Consider the following 24,541-nt stretch of genomic DNA (forward strand, 5'->3'; position numbering starts at 1 on the left):
TTTTTATTTTAGGTTAATTATTTCTCCATCTGAAATTTCAATAACTCTATCACACATTAAAGCTATTTCTGGATTATGCGTTACAACTAAGAAGGTTGTTTCATACTTTTTATTAATCTCTCTTAATAAATCATAAATTTGTTTACTAGTTTTTGAATCTAAATTACCTGTAGGTTCATCGGCTAAAACTATCTGTGGTTTATTTAAAAGAGCTCTTGCTATAGCAACTCTTTGCTGTTGACCACCAGAAATACTTTGTGCATCTCTATATGCAATTTCTTCCAAGTCCATATACCTTAAAATTTTTAGCGCTTCATCTTTTTTGTTATAAGAGTAATTTGACTTTTCTATCCAACTTGGGATTAATATATTTTCTAAAACATTAAATTGAGATAGTAAAAAATGGAATTGAAAAATAAATCCAATATTTTTATTTCTAAAAGTTGCTCTCTCTTTTGAAAGATAATTAGATATATTTTCTCCAGAAAAATATATTTCACCTTTCGTTGGTGTATCAAGGGCACCTATTATATTTAGCAGGGTACTTTTCCCACTTCCACTCTGACCAATTATAGCTATAAATTCTCCTCTATTTATCTTTAAATTTATATTTTTTAAAACCATATCTTTTCCATTATAAGATTTAAACACATTTTTTAATTCTAATATTGGGATATTATTCACCTTTTATCACCTCAATAGGATCTAATTTCATAGATTTTTTTCCAGGAATATATGCAGCTATAACTCCTGATATAGTTGAGAAAAGCAAAATTCTTAAAATTAATATTGCTCTAAGTTCTATTATGAAACTAGGTTTTGCTCCCCATTCAAATATTTTTATTAAAAATAAACCAATTATACATCCCAAAAGAGCTCCTAAAAATCCAACAATAGCTCCTTGAAATAAAAAAATAAATCCTATTGAAAAATCTGTAGCACCAATAGCTTTTAATATTCCGATCTCTTTCGTTTTTTGAACTACAGTTATATATAAAACGCTTGCTATACTTAAAGTGGTTGATAATAAAATCACTCCTTGGATAACTGTGGTAGATACTGTTTGAGATCTCAAAGCATTTAAAAGCTGTTTTCCATCCTTCATCCAAGAAGTTACTTTTAAATCAGGAAAGTTCTTCTCTATATCTAAAGCTATACTTTCTCCTAAAAAAATATTATTTAATTGAATGTTAATTCTATTTACATATCCTTTTTTATTAAAAATTCTTTGAGCTCTTTGTATATCCATATAAACTAATCCATTATTAAATTGCTGATTTTCTAAATCAAAAATTCCATTTATTCTAAATTTTTCTTTATCTCCTGTTGGTAAAGTTATGTTCATTATGTCTTTAGGAGAGAGATTAAAATCCTCGCTTATTCTTTTACCTATAAGAATTTTATCTGAATCAACAGATTTATCTCCTAGGTATATTTTTTCTTTTACTTTAAACATCGAATCTCCAACATTTAAATCAACACCTCTAATTTGTAAAGCTACTGATTTTCCTTGTCTTTCATATAAAACATTCCCTTCTAAAGTTGGAACTATATTTTTGATCTCTTTTTTTGATTTTAGTAAATCTATTAAATTTTCGTAGTTAGATATTTTATCTCTTTCATTACTAAAGTTTCCATAGTTATATATGTTTTCTTTTTTTATAAGAGAGTCTCTAGTATTTCCGTCTTCGATTACAATATGAGGAATATTTCCAAGAACTGTATCTATTATGCTATTTTGAAGAGAAACAATTAAAGATGAAATAAAAACTTGAACAGCTACTCCCGTGGCTATTGCTGTTAGAAGAAAAAGAGTTTGACCTTTAGATTTAGCTAAAAAGTTATACGCTATTTTAATTTCATATCTCATACCTTATCTTTTCTCCCTCTTTTAAATTTTTAGGATTTAAAAGAATTATATTCTCTCCCAATTCTAAATTATTTGTTATAACATATCCATCTAAAACTTTGACTCCTTCTACTTTTTTTTCGAAAGATTTTCCATCTTTCTCAGTCATAATATAATATTGGTTATCTTTTATTATTAAGTAATCTTTAGGTACATGTATTCCATTTTTAATCTCTTTTCCATTAACTTCAACATTCACAGTACTTCCATATATAAATTTTTCTAAATTTTCATTCATACTTCCTTTTATTTTAACTGTTCCATTTTTTTCATTAACACTATTGCTTATAAAAAATATCTCTCCTGAACTTTTAATATCGTTATCTCCATAAGAGTAGATATTTATTTTGTCGCCATTTTTTATCTTTTCAAAATACTTTTCATCTAACTCTATTTCTACAATTTTATTACCAATAGAAGATATTAAAAATAAAGATGTATACGGAGCTACTGTTTCTCCTAAATCAACATATTTTTCTCTAATATATGAATCGTATGGAGTTGTAACAAAATATTTTTTTAGTTGTTCTTTTTCAAATTCTAACTCTTCATTTTTACTTTTTAAATTTGTTAAAATTAATTTTCTATTTGGACCATTTTTTATAGAGTTTAAATCATTAAGTGCATTTTTTGCTTTAACCTCTTTTTCAGCCAAATTATTTCTTTTTTCATTTAACTCTAAAACATTTATATATCCATTGCTATATAGTTTGGAATACTTTTCAAATTCATTTAATGCATTCTTATATTCAATATTTGAGTTAAAAAAAAGTTGATTAGCATTTGATAATAATACTGTTTCAAGTTTTTCTAATTCAGTTTGCATATTTAATAGCTCAGCTTCTTTTTGTCTTACATTTGCTTCTATGTCTTTTGAATTAAATTTAATAAGTAAATCTCCTTTTTTTGTAAACTCTCCTTCTTTAAAATAAATTTTTTCAATTGTTCCATTTATTTCGCTAGAAAGCGTTGAATTTTCAATTCCAGTGATTACTCCTGAAACTAAGATTTTCTCAACAAAATCCTTTTTTATAACTTTAATAGCTTCAACTTTTTTTCTTTGAAAAAACAATATATATACACCTATTAAAATAAGAATAATTACAAAAATAAAAATCCAAATTTTTTTCTTTTTCATAAGTACTCCTTTAGATTAATAAAATCCTCCTAATAATAAGATTTAATCTTTTATTAGGAGGATTTTTTAGTTAATCTTCTTTTTTATCGTTTTCTGTTTTTTCATCTTTTTTACAACAATTTAGCTTCTGTAATTTTTCTTTTGCTAAATCTTTTCCACCTATTCCAAAAGCTATTGCAAAAGCTACCGCTAAAGCTCCAACTGTAAATCCGAAAGCTAAGTTTATAATTTCATTTGCTATTCCCATTTGTCTAAGTCCCATAGCACCTACAAAAACTATAATAGCTATTTTTGCTATATTAGCAATTTGCTCTTTATTATCTAGCTCTGTATTTTTAATTATTTTAGCTACATAATTGGCTATTATAATTCCAATTGCTATAACAATAACTCCTAGTAAAATATCTCCTAAAAGAAGTGTTAGTTTTAAGCTTAAATCTTGTAAAGATCCAAAATTTAATATTTCTATTGATTGAATAATAGCAAAATATATTATCAAAATTTTTGAACATTTTCCAACTAATTTTGAATAATTATTCTCTACAGTTTTTAATCCAGCCTTTTCAAGATATGAATCAAACTTTAATCCAATCAATAAATTAGTAATAATATTTTCTATAATTCTTCCGAAATAAAGAGCAATTAATAAAACTAATGCTACTCCAACAACATTAGGTACATAGTTAAATAAAATATTTAACATGCTTATAACTGGAGATATTATCACATCTAATCCTAAATAATTTAAAGAAGCTGAAAATACTGGAATTAAAACTAAGATGTATACTATATTAGCTATTATACTTGATAATTTTCCTTCAAATAACACTCTTCCATCAACACTTAATTTATCATCTAATTTAAAAGAATCTAAAACGCCTTTTAAAATATCTCTTAATTTAGAAGCAATAAACCATCCAACTATTAAAACTAAAACTGCTGCAACTAAACTTGGAATATAATTTAAAAATTTAGTTAACATATCAGTTATAGGTATTAATATTTTATCTAACTTTAACGCTGCTAAAACTCCTGGTAATATAAGTATAAAAACAACTAAAGAGATTATTTCGCTAAATACTTTTGATAAAGATACACTATTTTCTTTAGAGTGAATCTTTTCATCTATTTTTAGTTTAATGAAAAATAATTCTGAAAACTTTTGAGACAATTTTGCTAAAACAATTGCAATTATTAGCAATATAATTCCACCTAAAACATTAGGAATATAAGAGAATATTGGATCAAGAAGATTTAATATTGGATTTACTAATCTACTAAATCCTAATTTTTCCATTATTATTCCAATAATAAATATTACAAAAATATAGTATATAAATTTGAGTAATATTTTTATTGCAGAAGTACTTGTGCCACCTTCTTTGCCTGTGATTTCGTGTTCTAAATTAGAGAATAATTTTGTTTTTGTTAATATATGTTCTAGTTTACTCACAATAACTGAAGCCAGTGCTAACCCCACCAATAAAATAATAATTGATGCAATAATGTTAAGAGTAACATTATTTAAAATTAAAAGCTTAATTTCTTCCATTTTACCACCCTCCGATTTCTATTATTTTGTTTATAATCAAGTAAATTATAAATAACGCTATTAAACTCATAATTGGGAAAATCATAATTAATCTCACCTCATTAATGTTTTATTTTATAACTTTTTTTACTATCATTTTTTTGATTTTCTTTTTTTAATGTTTACTTTTTTAGGTTTTTTATGGTATTACTTTAATATAAGGAGGTGTATTTATTTATGAATTTTTTTTATAAGAAATTTTATCTTTTTGTTTTTTTATTATTTATGATTATCGGATGTTCAAATACTAATTATAAATGGCAATCAACTCAAACAGCTATTTCTAATTCATATAAACTTCAAACCGGTGATATTATTGTTAAAGATAAACTTATTACTGATCCAATGTCATGGTTAGGGCATAGTTCTGTTATGATAAGCGATACTCATATTGGAGATTTTCCGATGCCAGGAAGTGAATATTATACTATTAGCGTTAATGCTTGGTTAAATGAACCTAATAGAGAAGTTATTGTTTTAAGATACCCATATTTTAATCAAAAATTTAAAGAAGCTTTTTTAAAAAATGTAGAAAAATATGGTCATGGAAAATATAAAACATCTTTTTTTAAACAAAAGGATAGTGATTTTTATTGTTCTAAATTTGTTTGGTTTTTATATTATAAAACTGCAAAAGATTTAGGATATACATTAGATTTAGATTCTAACAAAGGAATTATTGTTTTTCCATATAACTTTTTAAATTCTCCTCATTTAAAGCAAGTTAATTTATAATTTACTTTAATTTATTGACCTCTTTTTTTAAAAGGTGTATAATTATAAGAAGTTTTATTTAATAAAAGGAGAAGTTAATGGATAGGCAAGTTACAATTGAATCAGTTAAACTAATGGAGAAACTGAAAAAAATATTTCCTAAGGATGGTTATTGTCTTATTAGTTTACAAGAAAAATTTTACATCTGGAAAAATCATATGAATATATCTAAGGAAAAACCTATAGAGGAATACGATAGTGGAGTTAGAACAAGTGATTTATTAAATCCTAGTGAGAAAATTTTTTTTGAAAATCTATATGGAAATATTAAGCCTGAAAATCTTATCAGATTTAATTTAAAACCAAAATTTGTTGAAAATAATGATGAGATTATGAGTAAAACATTAATTTTAGGTGAAGATTTTATTAATAATAAAAATCAAAGAGTTTTAAAATTTACATTTTTAAATTTTAGAGATTATACTTCTGAAGAATTAAAGATAAAAAAACTTTCTGAAAATGATTTTATAGATTCTTTAGTTAGTAGTTTTCATCCCTCAATAGAAACTGAAATAGAAGATTCTAAATCAAATTATTATTTATTTGAAACTGAAAAAATTGTAGTTCCAGGTATAATAATATTAGTTTCTTCTATATTATATATGGTATAAATTTTTTAAAGGATTTATTTTATATTTGGGTATATAACATATATAAATATATTTTGGAGGTTTTATTATGTATTACAGAGAATATTTTTTCTATTTAAAAGAGAGACTGCCAGAAAAATGCTATGAGGTGCTTAAAGAGTGTTATAAAACACAGAAAAATGATATAGAAAATAATTTTAATTTATTACAAAATTCTAAAGAAGAAACTAAAACTATAGATATTTTACTTCCTATAAAAGACACTTTTTATCCAATGGATTATGAAATACTTTTGAGAGAAGAACTAATTATAAAAGCTGAATCTAGAGAAAATCGTTATAAATTAGATCGATTTGGTATTTATCTTTTACACTATATAAATTTAAAGTAATGGAGGCACACATGAAAGATGCAAAGAACTTTGCAGAAACATTATATCTTTTAATGGAGGATTTTGAATACACTATTGCGGAGCTAGAAGATGATATTTTCTCACTTTTGCGTGATGATTTTCAATTAACATTAACAGAAGAGGATAACCATTGTTATTTTCTTTTAGAAAGCCCTAATTTAGATCAAAATATTAAATTAAATGTTGAAAGAGCAGAATACGATGGTGAAGAGTTCTTTCTTGTGTCATCTGTAAAAGTAGCATAAAAAAGAGAGTAACTATACTCTCTTTTTTATATATTCTAATTTTAAAAGAATTTTTTCAATCTCTTTATCATCTAAACTTTCAAACTTTAAAAGTTCATTATATGGATTCCCTTTTAATTTTAAAACTCTTGCAAAAGCTGGTTCTGTTTTCATTCCTGCTTTTTTTAATCTTATTATTTCTTTTTTAAAGCTCTTATTAGCAATTTTTAAAATTCTTTCCTCTACAATCATATGCTTATATCCATTAGTTAAAATTGAATCTAATTGAGATGCATAAATTTCAATTTCTATATCTTTAACAAAAAAATTAATTACTAATACATGGTTATCTATAAAAGTATCTTTCAAATTAAAATTTTTAAACTTTGAAAACTTTTTTATTACAATCTCTTTAAACTCTTTTAAATTTTGGTGATTAATTTTGCAAACTATATCTAAATCACTTTTATCTATATCAATACCAATGGGAATTGTTCCAACTAAAATAGGATAAAACTCTTTTAAAGCATTAAAAATATTTATTTCTTTTAATATCATATAACTTTTTTGTTGTTTTGAATTTCCATTTTTTAAATATTCTATATTTTTAAAATTTTTTTGCATAGCACTCCTTTTTTGTTTATTTATAGACTTTAAATATCTATTTTAAAACATTAATCATTTTTTTGTTTACTATAAAAAAACATATTTGACATTTTTATTCATTTATAGTACCATAATATTGAGACCGAATTTGATTGAATAGATCTATATACCCCCCAAAAATCTATTTTAATCTTTTTTATTTTTAACACTCCCCCGTGTTAATAAAAAACTCCTTTTCCCCAAAAGGAGTTTTTTTTATTCTAATTTTATCATAAAAAAGGAAATAAAAAAAATTTAAGAATAATACTTTTGAAGTTATAAAATTAGGAGGTTTTATATATGAAAAAATTACTTTTAAGCTTAACGGTTTTATTATCAGTTACAGCACTTGCTAATTCTAAAGAGGATATGATTGAAATGGGGCTAATGAATAAATATCCTGCTTTAACAGATGGAAAAACAACTATAAATGTTCATGAATATGATGTTGATTTAGATCATCATAAAATTGAGTTAAAAATTGAATTAAAAGGTGATGCTTCAAAAACTGAATATGATAAATTAGATAAAGCTAAATTAGAAGAATTAGCTTCTGAAATGGCAAAATATACACAAACTGAATCTGGAAAAAATCTACCAGTTTCTCTTGAAATAGAAGTAGATAGAGATATGCTTCCAGATGAAATTCTTTATAAGAATACTTTCTAAAAACTAAAAAGGCAACTTCCAATGTCCCATCATTGAAGTTGCCTTTTTTTTAAAATCTAATACCCCCGTATTTATATATATAATATCACATTTTTCAACTAATTTCAAGTTTTTTGTTCATTTTTTGTAAGTTTTCACTCAAAATCATCTATTAAAAAATTCTTTTTTATCCTATCTGATATTTGATCAAAATAAATAGACTTATCTATATAATGATCTATAAATTCTTCATTTAAAATATTATAATTTTCTAATCCTTCGATTAAATCTGAACGATTTATAATCAATTTATCTTTAAAAATTTCATTGATATATTTTTTTATATCTTTTGCAGAAAATATAGATATATATCTATCAAAAAATAGATGAAGACTATTTTTCGTATAATTTTCATAAGTTTCTAAAGCATCTGCATGATTTTTTATATAGTTTATATTATCGACATACTTTTTAAACTCATCAATTGGAATTACAGATCCTGAGATATAAAATATACTGTCTATATAAACTAGATATGGCTGTATCTTATAAATTGTTTTTAACTTTTCGTCTATTAAGTTACTCATTTCTCTCCTCCTTTTTATCCCACATCTGTTAGTATATACTACTAAAAAGTTTCTCTATTTCTTTTTTTTGACTAAAATTTTATAAAAAAAAGTAATGGCACAAATGCCATTACTTTTGATATACTATCCTATTAAAGGTTGATATATATTTGAAAGTTTTTCTCCTAAAAATCTTTCTCCAACCTCTTTAAATTTATTAACATCTCCTGTTATAAAGTAATCTATACTTATCTTTTCTTTTCTACTCTTTTTTACACCTTTTTTTAAAGCTAACCTATTTAATTCAAATAATACATGCATAGCTGTTTCTTCTGCTGGATCTACTATTTTTTTATCTACTACTTTCTCAATTTCCTCTCTTATTAATGGATAATGAGTACAGCCTAAAATTAAAGTATCTATCTCATCAGGAAGTTGATTTATATATGACTTTAAAATCTCTGTATTTTTCTCACTACTTTCCCAGCCTTTTTCAATCATTGGACACAATAAATCACATCCTTTTTGAAAAACATCATACTTTGGATTTAACCCCTTTATTGCTTTTTCATAAACTCCACTTTTAGCTGTTAAAGGAGTTGATATAACTCCTATTTTTTTGTTTTTACTCTGCTTAATAGCCATTGTTGCTCCTGGTTGAACCACTCCAACTATTGGCACACTTGTAAATCGTTCTCTCAAAGTCTCTAAAGCTGCTGCTGTTGCAGTATTACAAGCTATAACTATTATATTAACTTGGTTATCAATTAGAAACTCCCCAATTTTTAAACATAACTCTTGTATCTCTTCTATACTTTTATTTCCGTAAGGAGAATTTATACTATCACCATAGTAAATTACATCTGCAAAGTCTATTTTTTCTTTTATTTTTTTTAAAACACTTAATCCGCCAACGCCAGAATCAAAAACACCTATTTTCACTTTGCCCTCCTTTTTTCTAGATTAAATTATTTTATTTTCCAAATATGTTTATAAAAACGGTTATTAAAGAAGCATTTGTAAAATCTATAAACAATGCTCCAACTAATGGTAAAACAAAGAACGCTGTAGGAGAAGGTCCATTTGCTGCTGTAAATGATTCCATATTAGCCATTGCATTTGGTGTTGCTCCCATTCCAAATCCACAGTGCCCTGAAGCCATAACAGCTGCATCATAATCTTTCCCCATAATTCTAAATGTTACAAAATAAGCATATAATGCCATTACAACTGTTTGAACTAATAAAATTACAACTAATGGAATTGCTAACGCTGCTAATTCCCATAACTTCATTGACATTAACGCCATTGCTAAGAACAGTTGTAAAGAGATGTTTCCAACTACATTTATTGTGTGTAAAGGTAATTCTGTATCTTTATTATCTATAACGTTTCTTATAATAGCTGCAACTAACATTGGACCAATATATGCTGGTAAAACTACTCCAACCTTTTTAGAAAGAGGTATTAATAGCCCTCCAATACCCATAGAAATAACTATATAAACAATTGCATGGAATAAATTTTCTTCTGTTATTTGTTCTTTTACAACGTCTTTTGAATCCTCTTCTGGAATTAAAAACTCCTCTTCTTTATGTCCAACTAGTCCATAACGTTGCATTAATCTTTTTGCAACTGGTCCACCTATCATACATCCTGCAACTAATCCAAATGTTGCTGAGGCTATAGCAACTGACATAGCTCCTGTGGCTCCTGCTGCTTCAAGAACTGGTCCAAACGCTCCAGACGTTCCATGTCCACCAGTTAGTGGAACTGATCCTGCTGCAATTCCTAGTAATGGATTTAGACCAAAGAATTTAGCTAAAGTTACTCCTACAAAATTTTGTATAATAACTAGCAAACTTGCTACACACAAAAATATAAATACCTGTATTCCACCCTTTTTTAATAATTTTAAACTTGCTAAAAATCCAATTGTTGTAAAGAATGCTATCATTAAAAGGTCTTTTAATGCGCCATCAAATGAGAATGTAAATGTTTGTGATAATCTACCAATTAATGTAAATACCGAAAATATTACTCCACCAATTACTGGAGCTGGAATAAAAAACTTTTCAAAAAAATTAACTTTTTTCTTAATCCATCTTCCAAGTAATAATAAAACAACTGCTACTGCTAAAGTTTCTGCCATATTAAATTGATATTCAAACATAAAATCCCTCCTATATATTTTTGTACTTCATCTTGGCACAAGTATACTTCTCAAAAAGCACATTTTCAAATATATAAATAATATATATTTTATGATTTATATATATACACATTTTATAAACTGTCTTCGATAGAGCTTTTGTATCAATTTATAGTTTCTTTTTAAGAAATATTTTTTTAAAATAAATACAAATTGAAATTAAATTTTACACTAAAAAATTTTTAAAGGATATTTATACTTTTAACAGAACAATAACTGTAGAAGATAGTTTTAATTTCAAGGAGGGATTTTTTATGCAAGAGTTTAATAAAAAAATTTTTACCTATCTTTTAGTAACAGGAATTCTATTTAGTTTAGTTGGAATTTTTGGAATTTTTAGTCCTACTATATTTTCAATATATCTTGTTGATATTTTGGCTGCATTTTTCTTAGTTAGTGGAGTTAAAAATTTTACTAAAGGATTTCAATTTAGAAAGGTACCAAACTTTCATTGGGGGCTTTATATTTTCATAGGTGTTTTAGAAGTTATTATCTCTATTTCACTATTTAGTACTCCTTTTGCAAGTCAAATATATATGATTATATATGCTGGTATTTTTATGGTATTTAAAGGAATTTTCATAGTATTAAATATTTTATTTAATAGAAAAATATTTCCAAGTTTAGTTGACTTTAGTTTAGGTTCTGGAATTATAGATTTGTTATTTGGTATTCTTTTAGTAGCATTACCATTTTTCTCACAACAATTTATATTCCTATGTATAGCTTGGTATATATTATTTAGTGGAGCAAATCTTATACTATCTGCTTTCTACTTTAAAAGATCACAGTAATAAATTTTTTCAACCAAATATAATAAAAGAGGGTAGAACTTATATTCTACCCTCTTTGTTATTTTCTAACTATTATTTTTTCTTTTTCTCCATCCAACTCTATTGTTTTTCCAAATTCCAAAGTTAGCATTGGAGTACAATGACCAGATTTTAAATTATAGCATACTGGTTTTTTCAAAGTTTTAAAATGATTATCAAAAACATCCTTTAAAGACATGTCGTCATCACTAGATTTTTCACAATTAGCAAAATCTCCTAAAATAACTCCTGAAACTTTATTAAAAATATCTAAATTCTTTAACTGCCACAGCATTCTATCAATTTTATATGTTGACTCTCCAATATCCTCTAAAAACAAGATCTTATTGTTGTAATCTATATCATATTCTGTTCCCAAACTAGATACTAATACAGCTAAATTTCCTCCTACTAACTGTCCTATTCCTTTTAAATTATTATAAAAATATATCTTTTCATCAAAGTTTTTTACTTCATAGTTATCATCGCTATCCATAACTTTAAGAAAATCATTTAAAGTTTCTAGATTATACTCTTTTGAAAAGTTGCTTACTGCCATTGGTCCATGATATGTTTGAAGTTCACATTTTTTTAAAAAAGCCATATGTAACGATGTAATATCACTATATCCTATAAAAGGTTTTGGATTTTTCTTAATATTTTCATAATCAAGAAGAGAAAGTATTCTAATACCTCCATATCCTCCTCGAACACACATTATAGCATCTACACTTTCATCTTTAAAAAACTCATTGATATCATTTGCTCTTTCATCATCTGTTCCAGCAAAAGAATACCAAACTTCTTCAACACTTTTTCCAACCTTTATATTAAATCCTAACTCTTTTAAGTTTCTAATAGCATCTTTTAACTTTTCTTTATTTACACTGCTTGCAGGAGCTACTAAACCTATTGTATCTCCTTTTTTTAGTTTTTTCATAGCATCACCTTTTAACTAAACATAAGATTACAAATCCATACTGCTGCTAAGATTCCAGCTATGTCAGCTAAAAGTCCTGCAACAACAGCATGTCTTGTTTTTCTAATACTAACAGCTCCAAAATATACTGCTAAAACATAAAACGTTGTTTCTGTAGACCCCATCATAACTGACGCCATTCTTCCTATCATTGAATCTGGACCATGAGTTATAAAAATATCATTTAAAATTCCTGTTGATCCTCCACCTGAAAGAGGTCTCATTATAGCCATTGGTAAAACCTCTCCTGGCATACCTATAAACTCTAAAATAGGATTAATATATTTTATTATTACATCAATAGCTCCTGAACTTCTAAAAACTCCAATAGCCACTAACATAGCAACTAAAAATGGAATAATTCTAATTGCTGTTGAAAACCCCTCTTTTGCTCCATCACAAAATACCTCATACACTTTGACTTTTTTCACAAAATAAGCATAAGAAACTATAAATAATATAATCACAGGAATTGCATACAGTGATATTTTTTCCATTATTAATGTAAACATTATTTATCTCCTCCTGTACTATCTGATTTTAAAATCGTTTCTCTTTTAAAAGTTGGTAATTTTTGTAAAACTTTACATGATATAACTGCAACTACGGTTGATATAGCCGTCGCTATAATTGTAGGAGCAATTATTTCAGTTACATTAGCAGAGTTTGCTGCTGCTCTATAAGCTATTACACTTGAAGAGATAAGAGTAACTGATGATGTATTTATTGCTAAAAATAATACCATTGCATTTGTAGCTTCCTCTTTGTTATCATTTAGCTCTTGTAACTCTTGCATCGCTTTTATTCCTAAAGGTGTTGCTGCATTCCCAAGTCCAAAAAAGTTTGCAGCTACATTGGCAACAATACTTCCAACTGCTGGGTGATCCTCTGGAATTTCAGGAAATAATCTTTTCATTATTGGTCTTAGACCTCTCCCTAAAGCTCTTACTAATCCAGCCTCTTCTGCAACTTTCATCAACCCTAACCAAAAGGACATTATTCCAATAAGTCCAATTGCTATCTCTACTGCTGTTTTTGATGATGATATAACAGAATCTGTTACTGCTTGTACATTTCCTGTAAACATAGAAATGATAATTCCAATTAATATAAGTCCTAACCATATCGCGTTTATCATAGTTATCCCTCCCTCTTATTCTTTTTCTGTAATTTTATTTGATAAATAAAATAATACAACAACTATTATAATATTTACAGAGGAAAGTGCGGCTCCCTCTAAAAGTTTTTTATCTGAAAAAAGTGAGTAGTTTACTAAAGCAATTGTTGGAAAATCTCTTCCCAATTGCATAGAATATGATATTGTAAACTCCCCTAAAATTATTGCAAATATTTGCAAATAAGTTCCTAAAAATATATTTTTTAAAATTGGACACTCTACTAATAAAAATGTTTTTAAAGGAGATAGTGCGTCAATCTTAGCTAAATCTAATATATCTTTTGGAAACTCTCTCACATATTGATACATAAATGAGTATGCCACTGGAACTGTAACTAAAAAATATCCTATAACTAAAAGTATCCACAATTTTATATCATAAAGTATATTTATATATATCAAAGCTATACCTAAAAATGCACTTGAAAATCCCATAGTTGAAAATACAATAGCGCTAGTTACTTTAGTAAAATTTTTAAGTAATAAATAGGTAAATATAATCACAAATATAGGTGTTATCGATGCTAGAAGCAATGAGTTTCTAATTCCTTGTAACACTGGATAATAAATATTAAAATCCTCTGAAAAAAGTCTATAAAAACCTTCTAAAGAAAACTTCCCAATATAATAGTTATAAAAGCCATAAAATATCCCCATCAAAACAACTGAACACTCTAAAACTAAATAAACAACAGAGAAGATAGATGTCATTAAAGATACTTTTTTCTCTCTATATTCATCCCTTAATTCATAAGGGGGATAGATATCTCCCATTAGATTTAAGACAATTAAAAAGAAAAATTGAATCATACCTAAAACAAGTGCTTTTGAAAAATTTGCATCTCTTAAAAGTGTATTAGCTATTTCAACCTCTAAATTAGAGTATCTAATACCTCCTAATGCAAGAACTATTCCAAAAGAAGCAAAAGTATATATAAAAACTAAAAACATTCCTCTAAAAACTTGTGGAAACATTAATGGTAATTTAATCTTAAAAAAAATTCCAATTTCATTTAAACCATCTATTTTTCCCGCCTCAATAATATTTTTAGGAATATTTCTCATACCTTCACTTAAATACTTTATCATGATCGGACTATTATAAAAAATATTTGCACATATTATAGCTTTTAAAGTGTATAAAATACTAAAGTGCTTAAAAATTGGTAAATTAAATATTAGTGTAAATGCAACTACTGTAGATATTGTAGGAAAGAAAAATGGAATAAATATCAATCCCTCTAACATCTTAGTAAAGAAGTTTTTCTTATAACTCATATAATACGCAGGTATTATAGCTATTATTGTAGAAAAAATAACTGATAATATACCTTGAGTAAATGAAATCTTAAAAAGTTGAAAATATTCGTAAAATTCTAAACTTCTGATTTCTTCAAAATGAAAAAAATCCTTTATAAAAAATATTAGAGGGATTACCCATAGAATAAGATATATATAACTATAGGCTCTATTCTTTTTCATTATTTTTTCAATACCTCAATTAGTTGCTTTTTCCAATTTTCCATATTTTTATTTACATACTCAGCATCTAATCTAACTATTTTATTTGTTGTTGGTACATATTTATAATCTTCTGGAAGTTTATAATTTATAACAGGAAACATATAATTTTTTTCAAGAGCTAACTTTTGAAATTCTGGTTCTAAAACAAAATTTAAAAACTCTTCTGCTGATTTTTTAATTTCTTTTTTATTTACTAAGGCAGCTCCTTCTAAATATACATATCCTCCCTCTTCTGGGATGTAACTTTTATACTTGTTTTCGTTTCCATCTTGATAGAAATATATAGAACTTGATGCGTACCCACTCATTATAGCTCCCTCTCCAACTGAGAATTTAGCAAAAGAATCAGACCATCCAGAAGAAACAGTTAAAATACTTGGTTTTAAACTTTCCCAGAATTTTAACCAGTCCTCTCCATAAACTCCTATAGTCCAAAGCATAAATGCTTCACCTGTAAAACTTCTTGGATCTTGAACCAGTAGTTCTTTTGGATAATTTTTTAATTCTTCAAAAGTTTTTAAATCTTTATTTATCTTATCGTAGTTATAATTTAATGCTAACATTCCATAATCAATTGGAGTTACAGACCACTCTTTATCTATAACAAACTCTTCTTTTGCTATATTTCCAGCTGTTATTGGTTTATAATTTTTTATAAGACCATCTTTTTTCGCTTCTAAATAATTGATATCTGTTAACCCTACAACTACATCTGCTTTTGGATTTCTTTTTTCTAATTTCATTCTAGGTATAACTCCATCTATGGGAATATACTTTATACTTGTTCCTGTTTTCTCTTTAAACATCTCTCCAGCTGAAGTTTCTATCCACTTCATTGACTCTGGACCATAAATTACAATCTCTTCCCCAAATGACACTAAACTCATTAAAAATAATCCTGTTAAAACTGTTTTCTTCATTTCATCCCCTCTTTAATAGTTAATTTTTATAGTTTAATTTCTAAAAACTCACCAGATATATTGTAATTTTCTATCTCATCTAATCTTGAAAGATGATTTTTTATAATTTCAATATACTCATCTAATTGAGCTTGGTTTATTCCTCCAGTTTTATAATCTACTACAAGAATTTTTCCATTGCTACTTGGTGTTGGTTTTTTTATCATAATTCTATCTATTCTTTTTAATTGTCCTTCATCATATATTTCATATTCTGGGTATATAAAATCCCACTCTTCTGAGAAAATAATAGGGTTATCTTGGAAGAATTTTTTAAAACTATCTCCATCAAGGATATTTTTCAATCTTTCCTCTCCTATTATAGATGCATATTTTGAATAAGTTCTTATTCTCGCTTCTTTATGTTCATCTAAACTATTATTTATAATAAACTCTAAATAATAGTGAATGGCATTTCCTACTCTTCTCTTTTCCTCAGTTACTATATCTACTAATAGAGCTCTATTAGGTTGTTCACACTCATCAACACCTTTTTCAATAAAATCTATTGAATTTAAAAGTTCTATATTTTTTAGTCTTTCTGCATTCTCATTTTTTTCAGTTCTACTAATTTTACCACACTTTACATGAAATAGTCCATCTATTGAGTTCTTTAAATATTTATTTTCATTTTCACCCATAACTAAAAATAGATTTTTTTTAGCTCTAGTTAATGCAACATAAATATTATTTATCTCTTCTTGCTCCTGTTTTATTTCTAACTCTTTTAAAAAATTATATTCATCTCCTAAATAATTTAAAACTTTTTCATATTTTTTATCTACAAATATAAAATTTTCTATTTCAATAAATGGTGATTTAAAATCTATATGAAATTGTACTCCACTTTCTAACCCTTTTCTTTGTCCTTGGTGAAAATAATAAACTGTTTCAAACTCTAATCCTTTTGATTTATGTATACTTAAAAGAGTTATCGCTTTTTCCTCTTCTAAAGACACCTGTTTAAACTTAGGATTTTCTTTTTCATCTATCAACGTATTATAAAAATCAAATATATTTTCGTATTCCTTAGACATTTCAAAAAATTGAAAGATATTTTTTAGATCTGATTTTCCAGAAAAAATTTGACCTATATTAAACTCCTCTACAATATCTAAAACAAAATTTCTATTTACTAATCCTTTATCAACTATCTTTTTTACTCTATTTAAAACATTTAAAAGGGTATCAAAATTATTTTCTAAAATAACCTCTTCTTTTAGAAAAAGATATTTCTCTACTGTCTCTTTATTTTCTAAAATATTCTTAAGTTCAATATTTCCTATTTTAACAACATCACTTCTTAAAAATTCAAGAAAAGAAAATATATCTCTATTGACAATAAATTTTAAAAATTTAAATATTGGATTAACTGCTCTATGAAAAATTATAGAATCACTAGAATCTATAACAAATGGAATTTTTCTATCACTTAAAGCTGTTGCAATCTCATTTAACTGTTTATTGCTTCTTGCAATAATTCCAATTCCTCCATAGTTCCCTTGGAAATTATTCTCTATTGAATCAACCATAGTTTCTACCATGTTTTCTTCTTCTTCAACTTCGTCTTCTTCTAGTTCTTGTTTTCTTATGACTTCAAAATATCCAAGTTCATCACTCTTTCCGTCTACAGGAGTAAATTCCCATTTATAAGAATGGTTTTCTAAATTTGCTATCTCTTCATATGTTTCAGCTACTCCATTAAAAACCCCATTTGTAAAATCAACTATATTTTTACAACTACGGTAAGAAACACTCATTGTCTCCTCTTTTACTCCAATTATATTTGGTAAATTTTCAAAAAGAGATTTCTCTCCCCCTCTCCAACCATATATACTTTGCTTTTCATCACCTACACAAATAAGATTTTCACAGCTATTTATAAGTCCTTTTAGAATTCTCCATTGAAGAACACTTGTATCTTGAAATTCATCTATAAATACTGTTTTAAATTCACTATCAAATATATCTTTGAAATATTGAGTTATACATCCATCTTTTATAAGATTTATATCCTCTTTATCTATATACTGAAACATATAGCTACTTATATCCAAGTGTGTAAATCGCTTTTCAGTAAATTTTATATCATCATATATCGAATATAGGTTTTCAATAAAATATAATATCTCTTTTTCAAAAGTTAAGATTTCTCTATTAAAAACTTCTTTTGATATCTCTTCTTTTAACTGTATAAAAGCCTTTTGTAGAATTTCAATTTCACAATCTAGATCAACTTTAGATGTTGTTTTTACTCTACGTCCATCCCAACACTTATCACTTTTAATAATCTCATTCCAATTATCAATAGCATAATCTATATGATTTGATTTATCCTTTTCTAAAATCCATTTTATAACTTTATTCATATAATCAGATAGATCTTTTCCATCTTTTTTCTTCTCTTTTATAGATAAAAATGCATCTGTAAGATGTTTAATTAACTTATCAATAGTTATATCTCCATTTTGCTCATTTTTACTATTTAAACTTTGAGATTGACCTATTAATATAAGTTTCCATCTATTATCAATTAGCTTTTTTAATATATCTAAATAATTTTCTATGTTACGTTCTGTTCTATTTTGTAAAAAAATCTTAAATCGATCAAATTCATTTTTATTTTCTACAATTTTTTCAAAACACTTTAATAAAATCTCTGTATTTTCCGTGTCGTCTATAATTTCATACGAAAATATATTTAAATATGGAGCTATAACATTTTTAAATATATTATTTATAAAACCATCTATTGTTGATATTTTAAGTCTATCTTTATTATCTAAAACTTCATAATAAACTTTTCTAATATTTTCAAAAGAAAGATCTATCTCAGGATATAGTTTCTTTAAATTTTCATATAAGCTAGATTCTGTATCTCTATACATCTCCTCTAAAAATAGAATTACCCTCTCTTGAATTTCAGAAGTAGCCTTCTTTGTAAAAGTCATTACTAAAATATTTTTATAATTTTCCCCTTTTAAAAGAGCAGCTAAATATTCTAAAGATAGTCTATATGTTTTACCTGTTCCAGCACTTGCTTTTAAAACTATCCCTTTCATCTAAAACTCCCTCCTACAGATATTTTCATATTCACAATATAAACATCCACTTTTTTTCTCACTTAATGAATATATAGAACTTTTAAAAAACTCTATTAGTCTTTCTTTTAAAAGCTCTTTAGTTAATTTTATTTTATCTTGATTCTCCATATTACCTTCAAAAGCATTGTATATAGATTTTAATGCATTAGTTTCATCTCCGTATAGCATAATAGTATAAAAATCTAACTGATTATCTATTTTATTTCCCGTTTTAAAATCTATAATATGATTATTTGTTGTTGTTTCAATAACTAGGTCAACTCTACCATTTAAGGTAACTTCTACATCCCCTTTTAAAAAAGGCTCTTTTTTACTATTTTTTTCACTTTCTATACGTTTAACTTTCTTTTCAATATACATATTCTCTATCTCTTTATAAAATTTTAGAACATTTCTTGTAAAACGAGGTATCAATATCTGAATAAAATAATTATCTAAATAAATTGGTATTCTTTTTCTGTTGGCATAAAAACTTTTATATAACAACTCCTCAACTTCTTCAGAAGTAATTGAATAATCCGATACATTTAATATTTTTTTCCACATTTTATCTGTTAGTTTTTCAAATACCTCATGGACGTAAGTTCCTAAAAATTTAAGTGATATCCCTAAAGAATCCTCTTTTTCAAATGAGTTTAAACCACAAACTTTATTTAAATAAAATCGATATTCACACTTCATTAAAATATCATAGTCATAAGGCCCTAAATTTAACTGTCTATTTTTAAAATCATCTCTATTTTTAAATAGCTCACTTTGCACAAAACTTTGTATCTCAGCAGATCTAAACTCTTTTAATTTTTCTAAAATATCTTCACTATAAACTGTTTTTTCAAGCTTTTGTATTTTATATCTATTTAGAACTTCAGAAAGTATTGGTGATATTCCCTCACCGCTATTTTCATTTTTTATATAAATAATTGTATTAAACCTGTTTTTTAAAATATTTTGATAAAATCGATATTTCTCCTCTTTTCTTTCCTTTTCGTAATATGGAAATCCATTATCTTTTTTTTGTTTCTCTGTCAAATAAAGAGTATCTCTTTTTGTTCTTGGAAGATACCTTGTACTCAAGTTTATAAAAATTGATTCTCTTGATGGTATAACTTTACAATTTTCCATTGGTTTTATAAGATATTTTCCATCACTATTATCATTTCTTATAATCTCAACATTATTAAAGTATTGAAGTAAAAACTTCAATATATCTCCACCATTTTTAAAACAACTTTTTATCTCTTTTTCTTCTAACATTATCTCTGTAGTTTTTGCATAGCCCATATATTCTTGTAGTTTATCGTAAAAATCCACATAGATCTTTTCTCTAAACAGTTCTAAAGATAACAATTCATTAAAGTAAGTAATAAACTTATCTATATTTTCAATTTTAGATACTTTTATAATATCTTCATAAATCTGAGATATTTTCTCGTTACTTTCTTGACCAATATATTTATAATCCCAATCTATTTGATTATAAATATACTCCATATCCTCTTTTGATATATTATAATACTCTTGCATCTCTAAATTTTTAATTCCATTTAAAAATTTTTTAATAGGAATAAGATTATCCATTCTAGGTTCCATAGCTCCTATAAGTTCACTTTGAGCATTTAAAAATTTAAAAAATTTTGTATCATTTAAAGTATAAAAACTTCCTCTCATAAAGTTGTTTGGAAAAATTTTAGAATATTCATTTGTCTCAGCTTCTGGAGAAAATATATTAGTCATATGATTTTTCATCTTCATAATATCTAAAAGATTTCCCACTAATTCTAATTCATCTTGAACCTCTAATATAGAAATATCTACTTTTTGAGTTTTTGGAAGATATACATCTTTTAATTCTAATTTTTCTTCATCAAAAACCCCTATATCTCCCTGAATACGAATAACAACTTCAATAAACTCCTCTAATTTTGAAATTATATGTTTATCTAAAGGAGTAAAATTAACTATATCAACAAAAACTATTTTCTTATATTTCTTAAATGTTGAAAGGTCTAGATATCTTATATCCTCAACCCAATCTTTTGGAATATAACCTCTCTCTTTTAAAAAAATATCATACTTTGATTTAAACCTTGTAAAGATATCAAAATATTTTTTTTGCCACTCTTCTAATACTATTTCATCGCTGCATAAACTTCTATTTAAATCAGTGTAATATTTAAAAAATTTATCTGAAAACTCAATTGATTCAAAATAATTATTTATATTTATCTCTGAGAACTCTTTTTTCATATAATTATATAAACTTACAAACCTCTTAGCTTCGCTTAAAATTATTTTATCAGTACTAAAAGCTATACTTTTAAATTCATCTATTGTTAAGTAAAGAGGATCTGGTTCAAAAATATTTCTCTTACTCTCTTTTCTCTGACTATTTTTTAAGGGATAATCAGAGAATACGTACACAACAGAGGGATCTTTTTTCAATCCCTGAATTAAAGACCCCCCATAGCTTATATATTCAAATTTCATTAAATCCTCCTATTTTTTAATAGGTGTTGCACACTCTACAGCTGCACCTTTTAATATTTCAATTCCATGAACTAATGCGTCTATTACAAAATTTAAATTTTCAGTAGCTCCTTTTGGACTTCCTGGAAGATTTAAGATTATACTTCCTTTTCTTATTCCACATCTTGCTCTACTTAACATAGCTTTTGGTGTTATTTCAAAAGATTTAGCTCTCATATATTCAGCTACTCCTTGAGCCTCTCTCTCAATTACTGCAAGAGTAGCTTCTGGAGTTACATCTCTTTTAGAAAATCCAGTTCCTCCATTGGTAACTATTAAATCAGCTATATCCTCATCTGCCAATTTTTTTAACTCTTCACAAATCTCTTCGTAAGTATCAGGAAGCATATTGTAGTAAACCGTTTCGTAACTTAAATGTTTTTCAAATATCTCTTTCAACTTTTGACCAGTTACGTCTACTCTCTCTCCTCTTGATCCTTTGTCACTTAGTGTTACTATAGCTACTCTTATCATAACTCCTCCTTATAATATTGGTGCCATCAATTTTGATATAGATTCAAGCACTCTATCTTTTTTACCTCTATTTTTATAATCCTCTAAAGTTACTTTTTTAGAGTTTAATATATCATTTTCAATTCTATTTTCTAGTTCAGTTATATTGTTTCCTAAGATTAAAAGACTTATTTCAAAATTTTGATACATACTTCTATAATCAAAATTTGCTGTTCCTATAAAAGCAATCTCCCCATCTATAACAACTAATTTACTATGTATAAATCCATACTTATACTTATATATCTCAGCTCCAAGTTCTATTAACTCTCCATAAAAATACTGATTAGCCCAATATACAAAAGCATGATCACCTACGCTTGGAATAATAATTTTAACTTTTATGCCTGATACTAAAGCTACTTTTAAAGCATCTAAAATCGGTTCATCAGGTATAAAATAAGGTGTTTCTATATGAATACTTTTTTCTGCTTTTACGATAAGGCTCAAAAACGTATCTTTTATAGTATGAAATTCATAGTTTGGCCCTGAACTTACAACTTGAATCGGAGTTACATTGTGATCATTCTTATCAAAAGTTATTGTTTGAAATATATCTGTGGTATCCTTTTTTAAAAATTTCCAACTTCTTTCAAACTCATGAAGATAATCTATTATAGCTTCTCCTTTTAAAGAGAATCCTATATCTTGCCAATTTCCTAAACGTCCTTTTCCTACATAGTCTTTACCTATATTTAATCCGCCAGAAAAACATATTTTATTATCGATAAGAGCAATTTTTCTATGATCTCTATAGTTTGCTCTTAGATTTCCAACTTTTACAAAAGGAAAGTACGAAGGAAAGAAAACTTCAAACATTATTCCTGATTCTCTCAATTGTTTAATTCTTTTTTTTGAGACTCCTCTTGTTCCTGCCCCATCAACAATTATTTTTATTTCTATCCCTTCTTTAACTTTTTCTAAAAGTAAATCATATATAGGTTTTCCAACCTCGTCATCATCAAATATATAATACTCCATATATATAGATTTTTTTGAATTTTTTATAGCCAGAGTTAAACTTTCAAAATAATACTTAGCTTCAGGATAAAATGTAAAACTATTGTTATGTGTCATCTTACCTAAAAGAACACCATCTAAATATCTGCTTAATCCTATCCATTTTTTAATACTAACCATAGATTTTTTATTTAAATTTTTTAAATAATCATGACTATTTTTAAGGTAATATTTTGATAAAGCTCTACGTTTTTTAAAGCTAATACCAAAAAATAGATACATTATAAATCCAAAATAAGATGTTAACAATAATATTGTTATCCAAAACAACGTAAAAACAGGTCTTCTTCTTTCAAAAAATATAACGATACATGCAAATACAATATTAACAAAACCTAAGTAGTCCTTTAATGCTATGAATATCTCTTTCATTTAGTCACCTCTAACTTTTTTAGAAAAAAAGAAGAGTCGAAACTCTTCTTTTTATTTGAATTTTAAATCCAACTCTCTAAAATTATCTTCTAAACCTTTTCCATTAGAAAACTCTTTTTTTATTTTTTTTATAAACATCCCCATTTCATCAGCACTTCCAACTATTCTATTAAATATACCTAAGTATTCAGTTATAATTGGATTATCTACATCGTAAGGATATCTCATTAAATGATCAATCTCACTCCAAGCTTCTTCAAAAACTGTTCTTACTTGAATTTCAACAAGTACTTCATCTTGCTTTGTAACTGGAACTCCTATTAAGTAGTGTATCGATCTATAACCGTGATCTCTAACTATAATCTCACAATCTAAATCTTGAATTGTATTTTTGAGATCTTGGATATTATAATCCCCTCGTCTAATATTTATTTGAGGAGTTTCTTTTGTATCCCATAATTTTGTTATTTCACAATGAATTCCACGCCAGTCATCTTTAAATAAATGTAGCACACGTATTCCAATAAGATCAGTTATAATCTCCTTGTAATTCTCTACATTTATTCCACGATCTGCGTATTTTCTACCTTTTCTTATGATTTTTTCAATAAGATGTGTTGCTCTTTTTACTCTTCTTCTAACTGAGTGAACTCCTTCACTATCAATTAATTTAGATACTATGTGTTCAGCTTCTTTTTCTAAATAAGGAACTAATTTTATATAGTCAGCATAAATTTTCATAAGCTCATCCCAGTTAAGACCAGTTGAGTGAAAATACTCCTCTGTTATACAGAAAGCTTTAAAAAATTCTTCTCTGTCTATTGTATTATCTAATATCAAATTAAA

At 26.1% G+C, this 24,541-nt stretch carries 24 protein-coding genes; 6 read left to right on the forward strand and 18 right to left on the reverse strand.

The annotated features are described in order from the left end of the window. Positions 1-3: 3 nt before the first annotated feature. The 4 genes from NON08_RS00740 to NON08_RS00755 form a co-directional block, all read right to left on the reverse strand. Positions 4-684: an ABC transporter ATP-binding protein gene (locus NON08_RS00740; protein WP_256689627.1), complete on the reverse strand. Its 681-nt coding sequence runs from the start codon at positions 682-684 to the stop codon at positions 4-6. Further along, positions 677-1,870 (reverse strand): ABC transporter permease, encoded by a 1,194-nt coding sequence (locus NON08_RS00745; RefSeq protein WP_256689628.1) that lies wholly within the window; start codon positions 1,868-1,870, stop codon positions 677-679. Before NON08_RS00745 ends, NON08_RS00740 begins: the two co-directional genes overlap by 8 nt. Next, positions 1,860-3,047 (reverse strand): efflux RND transporter periplasmic adaptor subunit, encoded by a 1,188-nt coding sequence (locus NON08_RS00750; protein ID WP_256689629.1) that lies wholly within the window; start codon positions 3,045-3,047, stop codon positions 1,860-1,862. Before NON08_RS00750 ends, NON08_RS00745 begins: the two co-directional genes overlap by 11 nt. Positions 3,048-3,117: 70 nt before the next feature. Then, on the reverse strand, positions 3,118-4,599 hold the full coding sequence (locus NON08_RS00755; RefSeq protein ID WP_256689630.1) for a mechanosensitive ion channel: 1,482 nt from the start codon (positions 4,597-4,599) through the stop codon (positions 3,118-3,120). Between the two features lie 216 nt (positions 4,600-4,815). On the opposite strand from NON08_RS00755, the gene NON08_RS00760 reads away from it, so the two are divergent. The 4 genes from NON08_RS00760 (at position 4,816) to NON08_RS00775 (ending at position 6,659) form a co-directional block, all read left to right on the forward strand. Next, positions 4,816-5,373, forward strand: a complete 558-nt coding sequence (locus NON08_RS00760; protein WP_256689631.1) for a YiiX/YebB-like N1pC/P60 family cysteine hydrolase — start codon at positions 4,816-4,818, stop codon at positions 5,371-5,373. Between the two features lie 77 nt (positions 5,374-5,450). After that, positions 5,451-6,023, forward strand: a complete 573-nt coding sequence (locus NON08_RS00765) for a hypothetical protein (protein WP_256689632.1) — start codon at positions 5,451-5,453, stop codon at positions 6,021-6,023. Positions 6,024-6,090: 67 nt separating this feature from the next. Beyond that, positions 6,091-6,393 (forward strand): hypothetical protein, encoded by a 303-nt coding sequence (locus NON08_RS00770; protein ID WP_256689633.1) that lies wholly within the window; start codon positions 6,091-6,093, stop codon positions 6,391-6,393. 11 nt (positions 6,394-6,404) lie between these two features. Further along, positions 6,405-6,659, forward strand: a complete 255-nt coding sequence (locus tag NON08_RS00775) for a hypothetical protein (protein WP_256689634.1) — start codon at positions 6,405-6,407, stop codon at positions 6,657-6,659. 12 nt (positions 6,660-6,671) lie between these two features. On the opposite strand, the gene NON08_RS00780 is transcribed toward NON08_RS00775, so the two are convergent. Continuing rightward, positions 6,672-7,262: a DUF4269 domain-containing protein gene (locus NON08_RS00780; RefSeq protein WP_256689635.1), complete on the reverse strand. Its 591-nt coding sequence runs from the start codon at positions 7,260-7,262 to the stop codon at positions 6,672-6,674. Positions 7,263-7,583: 321 nt separating this feature from the next. Here NON08_RS00780 and NON08_RS00785 point away from each other — a divergent pair, with 321 nt between their 5' ends. Further along, positions 7,584-7,952: a hypothetical protein gene (locus NON08_RS00785; RefSeq protein ID WP_256689636.1), complete on the forward strand. Its 369-nt coding sequence runs from the start codon at positions 7,584-7,586 to the stop codon at positions 7,950-7,952. A gap of 134 nt (positions 7,953-8,086) precedes the next feature. Here the strand turns inward: NON08_RS00785 and NON08_RS00790 are convergent, their stop codons facing one another. The 3 genes from NON08_RS00790 to gltS form a co-directional block, all read right to left on the reverse strand. After that, positions 8,087-8,518 carry a hypothetical protein gene (locus tag NON08_RS00790; RefSeq protein ID WP_256689637.1) on the reverse strand — a complete coding sequence of 144 codons (432 nt, stop codon included), beginning with the start codon at positions 8,516-8,518 and terminating at the stop codon, positions 8,087-8,089. A gap of 123 nt (positions 8,519-8,641) precedes the next feature. Then, positions 8,642-9,439, reverse strand: coding sequence for a glutamate racemase (murI, locus tag NON08_RS00795; protein WP_256689638.1), 798 nt, complete (start codon positions 9,437-9,439; stop codon positions 8,642-8,644). Positions 9,440-9,470: 31 nt separating this feature from the next. Beyond that, entirely contained in the window at positions 9,471-10,670 is a 1,200-nt protein-coding gene (gltS, locus tag NON08_RS00800; protein WP_256689639.1) for a sodium/glutamate symporter, read from the reverse strand. A gap of 293 nt (positions 10,671-10,963) precedes the next feature. On the opposite strand from gltS, the gene NON08_RS00805 reads away from it, so the two are divergent. Further along, positions 10,964-11,503, forward strand: coding sequence for an HdeD family acid-resistance protein (locus NON08_RS00805; RefSeq protein WP_256689640.1), 540 nt, complete (start codon positions 10,964-10,966; stop codon positions 11,501-11,503). 58 nt (positions 11,504-11,561) lie between these two features. On the opposite strand, the gene NON08_RS00810 is transcribed toward NON08_RS00805, so the two are convergent. Genes NON08_RS00810 through NON08_RS00855 form a run of 10 tightly spaced genes read right to left on the reverse strand, consistent with a single transcriptional unit; the run spans position 11,562 to position 24,532 of the window. Further along, a complete protein-coding gene (locus NON08_RS00810; RefSeq protein WP_256689641.1) occupies positions 11,562-12,461 on the reverse strand; it encodes a S66 peptidase family protein in 900 nt (299 codons plus the stop codon). 11 nt (positions 12,462-12,472) lie between these two features. After that, entirely contained in the window at positions 12,473-13,012 is a 540-nt protein-coding gene (locus tag NON08_RS00815) for a spore maturation protein (RefSeq protein ID WP_256689642.1), read from the reverse strand. Further along, complete coding sequence (locus tag NON08_RS00820) at positions 13,012-13,638, reverse strand: nucleoside recognition domain-containing protein (protein ID WP_256689643.1); 627 nt, start codon at positions 13,636-13,638, stop codon at positions 13,012-13,014. Before NON08_RS00820 ends, NON08_RS00815 begins: the two co-directional genes overlap by 1 nt. Before the next feature lie 15 nt (positions 13,639-13,653). Then, the gene (locus NON08_RS00825) at positions 13,654-15,159 is read right to left on the reverse strand and encodes an ABC transporter permease (protein WP_256689644.1); all 1,506 of its coding nucleotides are present in this window, start codon (positions 15,157-15,159) and stop codon (positions 13,654-13,656) included. After that, positions 15,159-16,121, reverse strand: a complete 963-nt coding sequence (locus NON08_RS00830) for a thiamine ABC transporter substrate-binding protein (RefSeq protein WP_256689645.1) — start codon at positions 16,119-16,121, stop codon at positions 15,159-15,161. Before NON08_RS00830 ends, NON08_RS00825 begins: the two co-directional genes overlap by 1 nt. 26 nt (positions 16,122-16,147) lie before the next feature. Beyond that, complete coding sequence (locus tag NON08_RS00835) at positions 16,148-19,222, reverse strand: UvrD-helicase domain-containing protein (RefSeq protein ID WP_256689646.1); 3,075 nt, start codon at positions 19,220-19,222, stop codon at positions 16,148-16,150. After that, a complete protein-coding gene (locus NON08_RS00840; RefSeq protein ID WP_256689647.1) occupies positions 19,223-21,751 on the reverse strand; it encodes a PD-(D/E)XK nuclease family protein in 2,529 nt (842 codons plus the stop codon). It lies immediately after the preceding gene. Positions 21,752-21,760: 9 nt separating this feature from the next. Further along, positions 21,761-22,264 (reverse strand): molybdenum cofactor biosynthesis protein B, encoded by a 504-nt coding sequence (locus NON08_RS00845; protein ID WP_256689648.1) that lies wholly within the window; start codon positions 22,262-22,264, stop codon positions 21,761-21,763. Between the two features lie 9 nt (positions 22,265-22,273). Beyond that, positions 22,274-23,695, reverse strand: a complete 1,422-nt coding sequence (gene cls / locus NON08_RS00850; protein ID WP_256689649.1) for a cardiolipin synthase — start codon at positions 23,693-23,695, stop codon at positions 22,274-22,276. A gap of 51 nt (positions 23,696-23,746) precedes the next feature. Further along, the gene (locus NON08_RS00855) at positions 23,747-24,532 is read right to left on the reverse strand and encodes a RelA/SpoT domain-containing protein (RefSeq protein WP_256691200.1); all 786 of its coding nucleotides are present in this window, start codon (positions 24,530-24,532) and stop codon (positions 23,747-23,749) included. Positions 24,533-24,541: the final 9 nt, after the last annotated feature.

Origin of the sequence: Cetobacterium sp. NK01 (assembly GCF_024506395.1) — a bacterium.
Classification (GTDB): domain Bacteria; phylum Fusobacteriota; class Fusobacteriia; order Fusobacteriales; family Fusobacteriaceae; genus Cetobacterium_A; species Cetobacterium_A somerae_A.

What these genes read in the sequence shown, in the direction of transcription:
- NON08_RS00745 (WP_256689628.1), bottom strand. Translation starts at nt 1,870, where the DNA reads ATGAGATATGAAATTAAAATAGCGTATAACTTTTTAGCTAAATCTAAA.
- NON08_RS00750 (WP_256689629.1), bottom strand. Translation starts at nt 3,047, where the DNA reads ATGAAAAAGAAAAAAATTTGGATTTTTATTTTTGTAATTATTCTTATT.
- NON08_RS00755 (WP_256689630.1), bottom strand. Translation starts at nt 4,599, where the DNA reads ATGGAAGAAATTAAGCTTTTAATTTTAAATAATGTTACTCTTAACATT.
- NON08_RS00760 (WP_256689631.1), top strand. Translation starts at nt 4,816, where the DNA reads ATGAATTTTTTTTATAAGAAATTTTATCTTTTTGTTTTTTTATTATTT.
- NON08_RS00765 (WP_256689632.1), top strand. Translation starts at nt 5,451, where the DNA reads ATGGATAGGCAAGTTACAATTGAATCAGTTAAACTAATGGAGAAACTG.
- NON08_RS00770 (WP_256689633.1), top strand. Translation starts at nt 6,091, where the DNA reads ATGTATTACAGAGAATATTTTTTCTATTTAAAAGAGAGACTGCCAGAA.
- NON08_RS00775 (WP_256689634.1), top strand. Translation starts at nt 6,405, where the DNA reads ATGAAAGATGCAAAGAACTTTGCAGAAACATTATATCTTTTAATGGAG.
- NON08_RS00780 (WP_256689635.1), bottom strand. Translation starts at nt 7,262, where the DNA reads ATGCAAAAAAATTTTAAAAATATAGAATATTTAAAAAATGGAAATTCA.
- NON08_RS00785 (WP_256689636.1), top strand. Translation starts at nt 7,584, where the DNA reads ATGAAAAAATTACTTTTAAGCTTAACGGTTTTATTATCAGTTACAGCA.
- NON08_RS00790 (WP_256689637.1), bottom strand. Translation starts at nt 8,518, where the DNA reads ATGAGTAACTTAATAGACGAAAAGTTAAAAACAATTTATAAGATACAG.
- gltS (WP_256689639.1), bottom strand. Translation starts at nt 10,670, where the DNA reads ATGTTTGAATATCAATTTAATATGGCAGAAACTTTAGCAGTAGCAGTT.
- NON08_RS00805 (WP_256689640.1), top strand. Translation starts at nt 10,964, where the DNA reads ATGCAAGAGTTTAATAAAAAAATTTTTACCTATCTTTTAGTAACAGGA.
- NON08_RS00810 (WP_256689641.1), bottom strand. Translation starts at nt 12,461, where the DNA reads ATGAAAAAACTAAAAAAAGGAGATACAATAGGTTTAGTAGCTCCTGCA.
- NON08_RS00815 (WP_256689642.1), bottom strand. Translation starts at nt 13,012, where the DNA reads ATGTTTACATTAATAATGGAAAAAATATCACTGTATGCAATTCCTGTG.
- NON08_RS00820 (WP_256689643.1), bottom strand. Translation starts at nt 13,638, where the DNA reads ATGATAAACGCGATATGGTTAGGACTTATATTAATTGGAATTATCATT.
- NON08_RS00825 (WP_256689644.1), bottom strand. Translation starts at nt 15,159, where the DNA reads ATGAAAAAGAATAGAGCCTATAGTTATATATATCTTATTCTATGGGTA.
- NON08_RS00830 (WP_256689645.1), bottom strand. Translation starts at nt 16,121, where the DNA reads ATGAAGAAAACAGTTTTAACAGGATTATTTTTAATGAGTTTAGTGTCA.
- NON08_RS00835 (WP_256689646.1), bottom strand. Translation starts at nt 19,222, where the DNA reads ATGAAAGGGATAGTTTTAAAAGCAAGTGCTGGAACAGGTAAAACATAT.
- NON08_RS00840 (WP_256689647.1), bottom strand. Translation starts at nt 21,751, where the DNA reads ATGAAATTTGAATATATAAGCTATGGGGGGTCTTTAATTCAGGGATTG.
- NON08_RS00845 (WP_256689648.1), bottom strand. Translation starts at nt 22,264, where the DNA reads ATGATAAGAGTAGCTATAGTAACACTAAGTGACAAAGGATCAAGAGGA.
- cls (WP_256689649.1), bottom strand. Translation starts at nt 23,695, where the DNA reads ATGAAAGAGATATTCATAGCATTAAAGGACTACTTAGGTTTTGTTAAT.